Source organism: Pedobacter chinensis, assembly GCF_003339865.1.
GTDB classification, from domain to species: Bacteria; Bacteroidota; Bacteroidia; order Sphingobacteriales; family Sphingobacteriaceae; genus Pedobacter; species Pedobacter chinensis.
The window spans coordinates 783538-796753 of record NZ_QPKV01000002.1 but is presented as its reverse complement, the minus strand read 5'-3'; the positions used below and the strand labels follow the sequence as shown (position 1 = coordinate 796753).

Annotated in this window: 10 protein-coding genes; all 10 read left to right on the top strand. The window is 37.9% G+C overall.

Annotated features, from left to right (window positions below; genetic code table 11):
• Positions 1-69: 69 nt before the first annotated feature.
• Positions 70-1236 carry a GlmU family protein gene (locus DU508_RS04695; RefSeq protein ID WP_115401651.1) on the top strand — a complete coding sequence of 389 codons (1167 nt, stop codon included), beginning with the start codon at positions 70-72 and terminating at the stop codon, positions 1234-1236.
• A 96-nt stretch (positions 1237-1332) separates the two neighbouring features.
• A complete protein-coding gene (gene tpiA, locus DU508_RS04690) occupies positions 1333-2094 on the top strand; it encodes a triose-phosphate isomerase (RefSeq protein ID WP_115401824.1) in 762 nt (253 codons plus the stop codon).
• Positions 2094-2942 carry a 50S ribosomal protein L11 methyltransferase gene (gene prmA / locus DU508_RS04685; RefSeq protein WP_115401650.1) on the top strand — a complete coding sequence of 283 codons (849 nt, stop codon included), beginning with the start codon at positions 2094-2096 and terminating at the stop codon, positions 2940-2942. Before tpiA ends, prmA begins: the two co-directional genes overlap by 1 nt.
• A 124-nt stretch (positions 2943-3066) precedes the next feature.
• Positions 3067-4419: a UDP-N-acetylmuramate--L-alanine ligase gene (locus DU508_RS04680; RefSeq protein WP_115401649.1), complete on the top strand. Its 1353-nt coding sequence runs from the start codon at positions 3067-3069 to the stop codon at positions 4417-4419.
• 35 nt (positions 4420-4454) lie between these two features.
• Complete coding sequence (locus DU508_RS04675; protein WP_115401648.1) at positions 4455-4775, top strand: helix-turn-helix domain-containing protein; 321 nt, start codon at positions 4455-4457, stop codon at positions 4773-4775.
• A 137-nt stretch (positions 4776-4912) separates the two neighbouring features.
• Positions 4913-5491 carry an RNA polymerase sigma factor gene (locus DU508_RS04670; protein ID WP_115401647.1) on the top strand — a complete coding sequence of 193 codons (579 nt, stop codon included), beginning with the start codon at positions 4913-4915 and terminating at the stop codon, positions 5489-5491.
• Between the two features lie 106 nt (positions 5492-5597).
• Positions 5598-6746, top strand: a complete 1149-nt coding sequence (locus DU508_RS04665; RefSeq protein WP_115401646.1) for a FecR family protein — start codon at positions 5598-5600, stop codon at positions 6744-6746.
• A gap of 246 nt (positions 6747-6992) precedes the next feature.
• On the top strand, positions 6993-10361 hold the full coding sequence (locus DU508_RS04660; RefSeq protein ID WP_233509393.1) for a TonB-dependent receptor: 3369 nt from the start codon (positions 6993-6995) through the stop codon (positions 10359-10361).
• An 11-nt stretch (positions 10362-10372) separates the two neighbouring features.
• Positions 10373-12016, top strand: coding sequence for a RagB/SusD family nutrient uptake outer membrane protein (locus tag DU508_RS04655; protein WP_115401822.1), 1644 nt, complete (start codon positions 10373-10375; stop codon positions 12014-12016).
• Positions 12017-12043: 27 nt separating this feature from the next.
• Entirely contained in the window at positions 12044-13189 is a 1146-nt protein-coding gene (locus tag DU508_RS04650) for a SusE domain-containing protein (protein ID WP_115401645.1), read from the top strand.
• Positions 13190-13216 lie beyond the last annotated feature (27 nt).

Sequence of the window (13216 nt, the reverse complement as noted above, 5' to 3'; positions counted from 1 at the left end):
TAGCCGTAAAAAGCATTTTTTGAAGTCCCTTTGCCAAAAGCATCGGGACTTTTTTTATTTTTGCTGCTTATGACAATCAATCTATTTGATGATGCTTGCTGGGCGTCTCTCCGTCCGCTTACCTTTACAAGGCCCGTAGCAGATTTGCGCATTGGCATTTTAACCATTGCTGAAAAATGGGCGAAATACTTAAATGCAGATTTTGGTTTTCATACACAAGATTACCTTTCCGAAAAATACGCCGCTAAAAGTAATGCAAGTATTTTTATTAATGGTTCAGTTTGTCCCGATGAATCTTTGCTTTCTGCTTTGGTTGGACTAAAAGAAGGCGAGGTTTTGTGCAAAGCTGATTTGATCATTGCATATCAATCTAATGTGCATGATCTGGAAGCCGTAAAAGCACTGAAGCCTGTAGCCTATAAAAATGATTTTATCAGAATCGTTTACCCGGAAGATATTTTTACACACAACGGAACAGAAATAAAGAAAGATTTTGAGCTCTTAACCAGGGGGAAAACATCTGCAGGTTTAAGCGATACCAATACTTTTCTGGGAGATAACATCTTCGTTGAAGAAGGTGCAACCGCAGAATGTTCAATTTTTAACAGTAAACAAGGGCCAATCTACCTGGGCAAAGATACTCAGGTTTGGGAGGGAAGTTTAATCAGAGGAAGTTTTGCGCTTTGCGAAGGTTCATCCGTAAAGATGGGTGCCAAAATTTATCCCAACACAACCATCGGACCATACAGTAGGGTGGGAGGAGAAATCAACAATGCTGTAATTTGGGGGTATTCTTCAAAAGGACATGAAGGGTATTTAGGTAATGCTGTGATGGGGCAATGGTGTAACATCGGTGCAGACAGCAATAACTCCAACCTTAAAAATAATTACGCCGACGTAAAACTTTGGGATTATCAAAAGGAAAGTTTCCGGAATACGGGTTTGCAATTTTGTGGTTTAATCATGGCCGATCATGCAAAATGTGGCATTAATACCATGTTTAATACCGGTACTGTGGCCGGGGTCAGCGCAAATATTTTCGGACCAGGGTTTCCACGTAACTTTGTTCCTGATTTTGCCTGGGGCGGTGTGCAGGGTTTTGAGGTGTACAGCCTGAAAAAGATGTTTGAAACGGCTGAAAAAGTATACACAAGAAGAGATATGGCCTTTGATGAACAGGAAAAAGCGATTTTGAACAAGGTTTTTGAATTAACGAAAGAATACAGACATTTTTAAATTGAGTTGTAAAGTTTAACTGTTGAAATGGCTTACTATCAACATTCTAACCGGCTAACTTTACAAATTCAACCATACAACATTAAAACAAAAAAAATGAGAAAGAAAATAGTTGCCGGTAACTGGAAAATGAATTTAGACTATAACGAAGGTGTTTCGTTGTTCAGTGAAATTGTAAATATGGTTAGAGATGAGCGCAAAGGCGATCAACTGGCTATTATATGTGCACCGTTTATTCATTTAAACAGTTTAGCAAAATTGGGTGGAAATGATGTTAAAATCGGCGCCCAAAACATCCACGATAAAGAAAGTGGAGCTTATACAGGCGAGATTTCTGCTAAAATGGTTAAATCTGTTGGCGCTGAATATGTGATTTTAGGTCACTCAGAACGCAGACAATATCAGGCTGAAAGTGATGAATTATTAGCTGCAAAAACCAAAATGGCATTGGCCAATGATTTAAAACCTATTTTCTGTGTGGGCGAAACTTTAGATGAGCGCAATAACGGAAGTTATTATGAAGTATTAAAGAAACAATTGATCAACGGGATTTTCAGCTTAACTGAAGAAGATTTTAGAAAAATAGTGATTGCTTACGAACCTGTCTGGGCAATCGGTACAGGATTAACCGCTTCTCCGGAGCAGGCACAAGATATTCATGCCTTCATTCGTAGTGAAATTGAAGCTAACTATGGCTTCAATGTTGCTGATGATACAACCATTTTATACGGTGGCAGTTGTAATCCGGGTAATGCCGCAAGCTTATTTGCTCAAAAAGATATTGATGGTGGCTTAATTGGTGGCGCATCATTAAAATCCCGTGATTTTACAGATATTATTAAAGCATTAAATAGCTAATGCAATACATAAAAGCAATATTTAAATTCGAAAATATCGAAGACTATCAACAGGATTTGCTGATCAGCGATCTAGCAGATTTAGGTTTCGATACTTTCGAAGACAGCGAAAATGGTTTTACAGCTTTTGTGATCAAGGATCATTTCAAAGCGCAGGAATTGAAAGATCTGCTTTCAAATTATGCTGATGAATTTGTAACAGACTACACTTTGGAAGATGTTGCTGATGAAAACTGGAATGCCGAGTGGGAGAAAAATTTTAGTCCGTTGATTATTGATGATGTTTGCTATGTACGGGCAACTTTTCACGAGCCACAAACATCTTATCCCTATGAAATCGTAATCGATCCGAAAATGGCCTTCGGGACCGGTCATCATCAAACAACCACCATGATGATGCAATACATTCTGTCAGCCGATTTAAAGGACAAAGATATTCTGGATATGGGTTGCGGAACGGGAATTCTTGCTATTCTTGCTGCAAAACTAGGAGCAAAAAGCTTAATGGCCATTGATTACGATGATATTTGCTATGAAAGCACCGTAGAAAATGCGGAATTAAACCAGGTAACGAACCTTAGAGCACTTTGTGGAAGCAAAGAGATCATTCCAGATGAAGAATATGATGTGATTTTTGCGAACATCAACCGAAATATTCTGCTTGATCAGATTGGCAGATATGCTCAAGTTTTAAAATCAGCAGGGAAAATTTTCTTCAGTGGATTTTATCTTGATCCGGATTTGGGAATGATTACCGCAGAATGTGCTAAATATGGCATAAAATACCTCGATCATAAGCAAAACGGCGACTGGGTTGCGGCTCAGTTTGAGAAGAAAGTAGAAGGTTAAAAGGCTGAGGGTTTAAGGTTTAAAGCCCAAAATGAAATTATAAAATGTAAGATGCCAAAAGATAGAATATGATAAGATTCTAAGTCTTAAATCTCATATCTGGCATCTTAAATCTAAAATAAATATGCGCATACATTTTATTGCGATTGGTGGAAGTGCAATGCATAACCTCGCCATTGCCCTCCATAAAAAAGGTTATCAGATTTCGGGTTCTGATGACGTGATTTTCGAGCCTGCCAAATCCCGTTTGGATCAATACGGATTATTGCCAGCGGAAATGGGTTGGGATGAAAGTCGCATTTCAAAAGATCTCGATGCTGTGATTCTGGGCATGCATGCGAGAATAGATAATCCGGAATTATTAAAAGCACAAGAACTTGGGATTAAAATATATTCTTATCCTGAATATATCTATGAGCAGAGTAAAAACAAGTTACGCGTGGTGATTGGCGGTAGTCATGGCAAAACAACCATTACCAGCATGATTTTGCATGTGCTTAATTATTACCATCGTGATTTCGATTATCTGGTTGGAGCACAACTGGCTGGTTTTGAAACCATGGTAAAAGTGACAGATGAAGCTCCGGTAATGATTATTGAAGGAGATGAATACCTTTCCTCTCCAATTGACAGGAGACCAAAATTCCATCTTTACAAAGCAAATGTGGCTGTAATCAGTGGCATTGCATGGGATCATATCAATGTGTTTCCAACTTATGCCGACTATGTATCGCAGTTTGATAAATTCATTGATACCATTAGCGAAAATGGAACCTTGATTTATTGTGAAGCAGATACTGATTTAAATGCGCTTGTAACCCAATCAAAAGCAAAGGTTAACAAAATCGGCTATGCAATTCCGCCGCACGAGATTGAGCATGGCGTTACCTATTTATTGCCAGAAAAAACAGCACTAAAAATATTTGGCGATCATAACTTAATGAATTTAAATGCTGCGAAATTGGTTTGTGAGCAATTGAACATTCATCAGGCCGACTTCAATACCGCAATTGCTTCGTTTACAGGTGCTGCCAAACGCCTGGAAGTCATCTCTGCTGATGAATCAACCAATGTTTATAAAGATTTTGCACATTCTCCATCTAAACTGAAAGCAACCATTGATGCTGTTAAAGCACAATTCGCTAACCGTAAATTAGTGGCCTGTATTGAGCTGCATACTTTCAGTAGCTTAAACAAAGATTTTTTGAAGGAATATACAGGAGCAATGGATCAAGCCGATGAAGCAATTGTTTTTATTGACATTAAATCTTTTGAACAAAAAAGAATGGAGCCTTTTTCTGAAGATGATGTTCAGCATGCCTTTGCTAATCCAAAACTGAAATTCTTTAACGATGCCGCAAAATTAAAAACCTATTTGCTAAGCTTAAATTATCAGAATACCAATCTGTTAATGATGAGTTCCGGTAATTATGCAGGCTTTGATTTACCTGAACTGGCTGCGGAGTTGCCAAGATAGTTTTACCGCCGATTTGCGGATTAATTTTTTTAAATATGAAAAGTATTGGAGCGCATATTAAACAGTGTAGGGTGGCACTTGGTTTAAGCCAGGCAGATGCGGCCGGGAAGCTTGATATTTCCACTCCGGCTTTTTGTAAGATTGAAACTGGTCAAACGGATTTGAATGTCTCCAGGTTGCTTCAAATTTCCAAAGTTTTTAAGGTTCCGGTTGTGCAGTTGCTTTCTGGCAGCAGTAATGATGTAAACGCATCGGAAGAACTCATTTTCCTAAAAAAAGAATTGCTTGAAAAAGAGGAGGAGATCAATAAACTTCGTAAAAAGGTTATTGATCTTTATGATAAGTTAGGAATGTAAGTTAACAATTTTCTATTTCAGGTTTAATATTGACCAGGTTTAAATAAAACAGTTTCATTGTAAACATTTCGTTTGAAGAAACAAATTTTAGATTATATTTGATTTAAAGATCTAACCAAATATAACTATATATAACTATGTCTAGTTCGAATGAGATGGACGATGATGTTGATTTATTGCTCCGGTTGAAAAGGGGCGATAGGCTTGCTTTCGAGTTTATTTTTAAAAAGTACTGGACATTTGTATATGATAGTGCCTTCAGGCGATTGAAGGATCATGCAGTTGCTGAAGATGTGACCCAGGATGTTTTTGTACAACTTTGGACTGCGGGACAGGCGACAATTATTATCAACTTAAAAAGTTATCTTTTTATTTCTGTCCGAAATAAAGTGATCCGGTTATTTCAACGTCAGTCAAAATTTGTACCCATTGAAGATATGCTTGCGCAATTAAAATTAGGTGCTTCAGAACGTTCGGACGCAAATTTGTTATACAAGGAACTCTCTCTGGCATACGAGGCCCTGATTCTTCAACTTTCAGCACAGCAACAAATTATATATGATTTGAAATTTACCCAAAATTTATCTGCAGATGAAATTGCTCAAAGGCTTGGCCTATCACCTAAAACGGTTCGTAACCAAATAGGAAAGATCAATTATAAGTTACGTACAAGTTTATTTTCACTGCTGTTCATCATTTTATTCCTTAGTTTGTAAATTTATTCAATTGATAATCAGTAATTTGTAAGTTTTTTAGCCATAAAGTTCATTTTTCCTTGGGCAAATTTCAGGTCTGTGTCTCTTTATCATATAACCAAATATAATGAAGTTGAATAAGGCAGACTTTGATCAGATATTGCAAAGGTATTTTAAAGGCCAGGCAAGTCAGCAAGAAATTGATTTGCTGCATGCCTATTATAAGTCTTTTGAGGCATCAACAGGATTTACAGAACATTTATCTGATGAAGAGAAACTAGCACTTGAAAATCGTCTTCAAAACCAGATCAATCAGAAAATTGATGAGGTAAAACCTAAAAAAGGTAAATATTTCAAGTTTTTTAAATATGCTGCAGCAGTACTTATATGTGGAGTTTTTACCATTACCTACCTAATTTATAATACCTCCAAAAGTCATAAACAAGATCTTAGTCAAATTGCAAAAAAAGAAAACATAAAAGATGCTAATGCCATTATTTTGCGCTTAGCCAATGGAAAAGAAGTGAGTTTAGATCATGCGCTTCCTAAGCCCATAATGGAAAGCGGTACCGCAATCAACAGTGAAAAAGCAGGCGAACTGGTTTATCAGGATGAGGAACCGAATACACTGGCTCAGCAGTTATACCACGAAATTATTATTCCGCCTGGGAAACAATTCAAAGTGACGTTGCCAGATGGTACAAATGTTTGGCTGAATGCCTCTTCATCATTAAAATATCCTGTGGCATTTGCGGCTAATGAAAGAAGAGTTGAACTGATTGGAGAAGGATATTTTCAGGTAAGCAAAAATAAATCAAGACCATTTATTGTACAGAGTAAGGAAAGTGAAATTCGTGTTACCGGAACAGAATTTAATATAGCAGCTTATACTGATCAATCTGAAGTAAGAACCACCCTTGTTGAAGGTCGTGTTGATATCACATTCGCGAAAGAAAACATCAAATTGATGCCTGGAGAAGAGTCTGTAAGTAATTTAACCAATCAGAGGATCTTAAAATCATCAGTTGATGTTGATCCGGTAATCGCGTGGAAATCGGGATGTTTCATTTTTGATGAGCCTTTGAGAGATGTGATGAAAAAACTTTCAAGGTGGTATGGAATTCCGATAGAGGTAAGCGGAGACATTAAAAACTCAATGGTTGCCGGAAAATTTTCTCAAAAAAGAACCTTAACTCAAATATTGACCTACATTGGAGAACTCAAGAATTTCTCTCACACCAAGGTTGGAAATAAAATTATTCTCAAGAAAAACTAAGCCGAAACAATCGTTTAAAAAGAGTTTTAATAAAATCAGTAAATCGATTTAATAAATTAACAGGCACCAGCCTGATCCTACTAACCAAAATAAAAAACTATGATGAAACATTATTACAATATGCACCTGCATTGAGAATTTAATTCTCTAACCAATGGCAAAGCAGCTTTGCTATATGAAAAAATTCAACCAAATATGATTTAATTAAAAAAGCCTAAATTTTTTATCATTATGTATAAAAATTACATGAGGTACTATTACCATAAATTTCGAAATAAGCTTATACCAGTAATTTTTACAAAGTTTATGATTGTTGTAATGACTTTTGCTGTAGTAGAAGTGAGTGCAAAAGCCACCTACGCTCAAAGCGTTACACTTAAGGTTACGAAGGTTAACATGACACAGGTTTTCCAGGCTTTAATGAGGCAAACGGGATATGAATTCTTATATGAACCTGAGGAACTTGGCGCTTATCAAAACCAAACATTAAACATTGAAAACAAACCGCTTAAAGAAGTGCTCGATATGGTTTTGAAAGGGAAATCTTTGAAATACACCATTAAAGACAATATTATCGTTATCGAAAAAACCAGTACCAATTTACAACAACAAATACCAGTAAAAGGAAAGGTTGTGGATGAAAGTAATCAACCCATTCCTGGCGTGAGTATCAGATTAAAAGGGGGGGCATTTATTGGACAAACTGATAATGAAGGTAATTTCAATGTACAGGTACTGAATGAGCAGTCTGTTTTGCAATTTTCGGCCATAGGTTTTGATACCCAGGAACGGGTTGTTGGTAACGGAAACCTCAATATTATATTGAAAGGAAGCGTGAATACGATGGAAGACGTTATTATTGTTGGCTATGGAACTACGACCAGAAAAAGAATTTCGGGTGCAGTTGATCAGGTAAAGGCCACACAGTTAGCTAACCGGCCAACGGCGAATTTAACGCAGGCACTGCAAGGAGTGGCGCCAAGCTTAAGCATTCAGCAGCGGAGCATGGATCCGAATGGAAACACCATGAACCTCAATATCAGGGGAGTGAGTACGATGAACAGCAATTCGCCCTTAATTGTTATTGATGGTTTGGTAAGTGATGGCAGCAGCTTAAATAAACTCAATCCTGCCGATATAGAGAGTATATCCATCCTTAAGGATGCTGGTTCATCAGCCATTTACGGTTCAAGATCGGCCAATGGAGTGCTGCTGATTACGACCAAAAAAGGAGCTAAAAATCAACCTCCTGCCATAAGAGTTGACGGTCAGTTTGGTATTCAAGATCCAAAAATCCTTTTCTCTCCGGTAACAGGTTACCAGAATGCGACATTGAAGAACTTATCGCTTACAAATGTTGGTCTGGCACCACAATTTAGCCCATCGCAGATACTCGATTTGGCCAATCATACAGATGAAGAAAACTGGTATTTCAATCAAATTTTAGAAAATGCCATTCAGCAGAACTATAATGTAAGTGTTTCTGGCGGTGGTAACAATACCACTTATTTGTTTTCAGGAGGTTTTTACGATCAGGCAAGCAATTTTGTAGGAGATTATGGAATTAAACGTTACAACCTGCGCTCGAACATCACCGCAGAATATAAACGTTTTAAATTTACTTCGATATTGACCTATACACGTAATAACTCGAATGCAAGTACAGCCAGTAATGCCATTATTAACTCATCACGTATACCAACTTATTACTATTATAAAATGATAGCGCCCAATGGGAAGTATTTGGTAAACGATGTGTTGACAGATCAAAATCCATTGGCTGAACTAAATGAAGGTGGTTATATCAATTCGGATAATAATTATTTCAATGTAAACTTAGGTTTAGAAGTCAAATTAGTAGATGGATTGAAGCTTAGGGGTGTTTTTGGTGCCGATGTTTTCGCAGATCATCGTTTTACAAGAAGAAAGCAGGTGCCATTGTATTCCACCGAAAATGCACCCGTTCCACTGGTTTATGTAAACTCCACACGAAATACTGAAGATTATAACCAGCAAGTTTCATTGCTTAACTACCAGCTTTTGCTCGATTATGATAAAACTTTCGGTAAGCATCGCATAAATGGTTTGTTTGGTGCAACGAACGAATCTTATACCAGACGTGCAAACGAGATAAAATTCAAATTTACCGATCCAATACTGGGAACACCAACAACGGGTACCGAAATAGACGAAACAGGCAGTTACGGTTCGCTTGGCGGCACTACGGAAACCAGCATAAATTCATTGCTGGGAAGGGCAGGTTATTCATTTGCTGATCGATACACGGCAGAATTCAATTTCAGGTATGATGGATCATCAAAATTTTCCAGTGCAAATAGATGGGGATTTTTCCCATCCGGATCTTTAGGCTGGTCAATCTCTGAAGAAACCTTTTTTAAAAAATATAAGGAAAAAGTCGGCGATTTTAAAGTAAGGGCATCTTATGGATTGTTAGGAAATCAAGACATCGATTCTTATCAATTTCTTACTTCCTATACGCCATATACGAATTCTTATGGTTTTAATAATGCCGGGGTTTCAGGAGCTGGTTTTACATTTGGGAATACCAATTTACAATGGGAAGTTACCCACACCCTCAATATAGGAGTTGATGCTAATTTTTTCAATAAGGCGCTTACCGTATCATTCGATTACTTTAATAAAACGACAAAGGAGATTTTGATTACTCCGGAAATCCCTTCGGTATTTGGTACAACGCTGAGTAAAACCAACGCCGGGCAAATGAACAATCAGGGTTGGGAACTTACGTTGGGTTATGCGTTCAAAACCGGTAGTTTCTATCATAATTTTAATGCGAATGTTGGAGATTCGAGAAACAAAGTTTTGAGGTTTGTTGGTGATGAACAAATATCCACAACAGATAATATCAGCAAAATCACGCGTGTTGGATTGCCGTTTAATTCGTATTACGGCTATAAAATAGATGGATTATTCCAAAGTATGGAAGAAATTGAAACTTCAGCACTTCCTGTTGGAATGAGTGCATCTGATTTGAAACCAGGTGATATGAAATATGCTGACCGGAATGGCGATGGTGTAATTGATTCGAAAGACAGATATGTGTTAGGCAATGCATTTCCAAGATATACATTCGGTTTTAACTATAACCTTAACTATAAAAATTTCGATTTTGGAATGTTGTGGCAAGGAGTAGGCAAACGTGATATGATGGTTCGGGGGGAGCTTATTGAACCGTTTCATGAAAATTATTCTTACGTAATATATAAGCATCAGCTAAACTACTGGACACCAACCAATACCGACGCCACACAGCCTCGTTTATCACCTCCCGGCGCAGCCTCAACAAAAAACAACTATCAAATGGGCTCTGATCTTTATCTCTTTGATGGTCATTATATCCGCCTGAAAAACATACAGCTTGGGTATACCATACCTGCTAAACTATCGCAAAAAATAGGCATTCAAAAATTCAGGGTATTCGCAAATGCGCAAAATCTGCTAACCTTCAGTGCAAATTCATGGATCGATCCAGAATCATCGGAATTTGATTCAAACATGTCTGGGTCGGCTAACAGCGCAAGGAATTATCCAACTTTAAAATATTATGGATTTGGGTTTAATGTAGAATTGTAATGGTAAAGAATATGAAAAAAATAATAAAAAGCACACCATACTTCATGATGGCAATGGTATATCTGTTGGTGATGAGTGGATGTAATAAGTTGGATACCGTTCCTACAAATAAATTCACTGATGCCAATTTCTGGCAATCTGTAGAGAACTCTGAACAGGTTGTAAACATGGCTTATAACCAAATGTTTTCGGCTGATAAGATGTGGAATGATGAGGCGTTGAGCGATAACATATTTGAGGGAAGGAGCAATACCGCACAGCGATCAATAAGAAATGGAACAGCCGACCCGAGTCTTGACCTTTTTAATAATGAATGGCAATGGGGTTATCAGGGCATTAAAAGCTGCCATGTGTACTTAGCAAACATCGATCTGGTTTCTGACATGGATCAAACCCTGAAAAACAGGAGAAAGGCTGAAATTCGATTTATCAGGGCATCGATCTATTTCAGATTGACGAATTTTTATGGGGCAATTCCTTTCTTTAAACAGGATATCACCTTAGAGGAATCAAATCAGTTGCCACGCACACCTAAGGCGACAGTTCTGGCTTTCATTCACCAGGAACTGGATGAGATTATTCCGCTCTTACCTAAAAAGGAAAATCTCAGTGCTGCAGACAATGGAAGAATTACCAAAGGTGCTGCCATTGCGTTTCAGGCCAGGGCATACCTTTACGAAAACAATTGGGCAAAAACGGTGGAGTACTGTGAGAAATTGATTAATGGTGGTCAAGAAAATGGGATTTATAGTTTATTTCCCAGTTATGCTGGTTTGTTTACCGCCACTAACGAATATAATAGCGAAGTGATTTTGGATTATGGTTATATTCCATCACTCAAAACCTGGTCAAAGTTTTATGATGCGGCACCATTATCAGTTGGCGCAAGATTGAATGCCTATGCACCGCTACAGGGTTTGGTTAACAACTATGTAACGCTGAACGGCCTGGCGATTGATCAAGACCCAGCTTACAGTGCAAGTAATCCGTATGCAAACCGCGATCCGAGAATGGCTGCTACCATTGTTTTTCATGGCGGTAAGTGGACAAATTTCAATGGTTCAGAGTCAACCATTTATATTCAGCCTGGCTCGGGCAATAATGCAACCGAACGAATGGATAATTATGTAAGCGCAAGCTCCAACTCCACTTCAACTGGCTATTACATCAAGAAATACTATGACCAAACCGCAACGGCCACATTCGATGCTGGTTTGAATATCATTATGTATCGCTATGCCGATATTTTGTTAATGTATGCCGAATCGAAATCAGAACTTGGTCAAATGAACGAAACCATCTGGAATCAAACAATAAGGGCAATTAGAAACAGGGCTGGTTTCACATCGGCAACAGCGCTAAATTATTCATCGGCGTTATCGCCTGCTGAAATGCGAAGCCTCATTCGTAATGAGCGCAGGAGCGAACTGGCCTTAGAAGGATTAAGATACTTTGATATTGTTCGCTGGAAAGCTGGTTCACAATATTTAAACGGTTATGTGTTCGGCGCAAAATTCATCAATAACAACACTGAAGATATTCGTCTTGATAACCGGAAGTTTGATGAAACGAGAGATTATTTATGGTCGGTTCCTCGTTCTCAAATGGATTTAAATAAAAATCTACAACCTAATAATGCGGGTTACGCAAACTAAATTTTTAAACACATTCAAAAAAATAATATGAAAACGAAACTTAATATATTGATTTTCTTTTCGGTGGTTACCTTGTTCGCAGCTTGTAAAACTGATGATATGATCTATAAAGATGCGAACGTAAGTCCGGTTAACGCACTTTATGAGCCAACAAACAACAAATCAGTTAAATTATCATCATCCTCCACGGCCTCTTTATATTTTAACTGGGAAGCGGTTAGGGTAGAAGACAGCGGAGCTGCTTTATACGAGGTTATTTTTGATCAGGCAGGTGGCGATTTCAGCAAGCCGATTTATCGTACAACTTCTGATAATAACGGATATTCAAATGGTGCAACCATCACACATAAAGTATTGAACAGGGTTGCCTCTCTGGCTGGTATTGAGCCAGGTAAAAGTGGTGATATCATTTGGACAGTTGCTGCCTCAAGAGGTATTAAAAGTGTAATGGCCAATGAAAAAAGAACCATAAATATTACAAGCTTAAATGGGTTTGTTGATATTCCTGATGAGGTTTATATTACCGGAGATGCTTCTGAAGGCGGAAATACTTTAGGCAATGCCCTACCTTTTAAGAGCACTGCAAGTGGTGAGTTTGAAATTTACACCAGACTAGAGGCCGGAAAAGGGTATTATTTTGTTGACAGAAAGGCTGGTACGCCACGAATTTTCTATTCCAGCGATAATATCACATTAAAGGAGGCTACGCAAAGTGCTTCCATCACTCCCTCAAAAACCGGTGTGTATCGAATAAATCTTGATTTTACAACGGCAACGCTAACTTTCATGGAGATTAAAAGCGTAGGATTATGGTTTTCGCCAAGCAATGCCGTTCTCTGGAATCTCAATTATCAGGGACAAGGCGTATGGACAGGCACAGGTGTAATAAATTTCAGGGTAGAAAGTTGGGGAAAAGATCAACGTTACAAGTTTCAGATCGTGACCTCAAATAACGGAACTGATACCATACGGCAGTTTGGAACCCTGAATGGTACGGATTCAGCACCAAATGATTCCTCAGCACCATCATATTACTTTGTCAGGCTTTTACCTAATGTTACGCAATGGGATGATAAATGGAAATTTGCTGATAAAGTAGATGGAAAATCTACAACAATTTCTCTGGTATTAAAAGGCGATAGTGATTATACTCATACGGTAACTGTGAATTAATTATATGCTGCGGACAAAAGATTTGAT

Coding starts and splice junctions, on each gene's coding strand:
- DU508_RS04650 (WP_115401645.1), top strand. CDS start 12,044: ATGAAAACGAAACTTAATATATTGATTTTCTTTTCGGTGGTTACCTTG.
- DU508_RS04665 (WP_115401646.1), top strand. CDS start 5,598: ATGAAGTTGAATAAGGCAGACTTTGATCAGATATTGCAAAGGTATTTT.
- tpiA (WP_115401824.1), top strand. CDS start 1,333: ATGAGAAAGAAAATAGTTGCCGGTAACTGGAAAATGAATTTAGACTAT.
- DU508_RS04695 (WP_115401651.1), top strand. CDS start 70: ATGACAATCAATCTATTTGATGATGCTTGCTGGGCGTCTCTCCGTCCG.
- DU508_RS04675 (WP_115401648.1), top strand. CDS start 4,455: ATGAAAAGTATTGGAGCGCATATTAAACAGTGTAGGGTGGCACTTGGT.
- DU508_RS04660 (WP_233509393.1), top strand. CDS start 6,993: ATGAGGTACTATTACCATAAATTTCGAAATAAGCTTATACCAGTAATT.
- prmA (WP_115401650.1), top strand. CDS start 2,094: ATGCAATACATAAAAGCAATATTTAAATTCGAAAATATCGAAGACTAT.
- DU508_RS04680 (WP_115401649.1), top strand. CDS start 3,067: ATGCGCATACATTTTATTGCGATTGGTGGAAGTGCAATGCATAACCTC.
- DU508_RS04655 (WP_115401822.1), top strand. CDS start 10,373: ATGAAAAAAATAATAAAAAGCACACCATACTTCATGATGGCAATGGTA.
- DU508_RS04670 (WP_115401647.1), top strand. CDS start 4,913: ATGTCTAGTTCGAATGAGATGGACGATGATGTTGATTTATTGCTCCGG.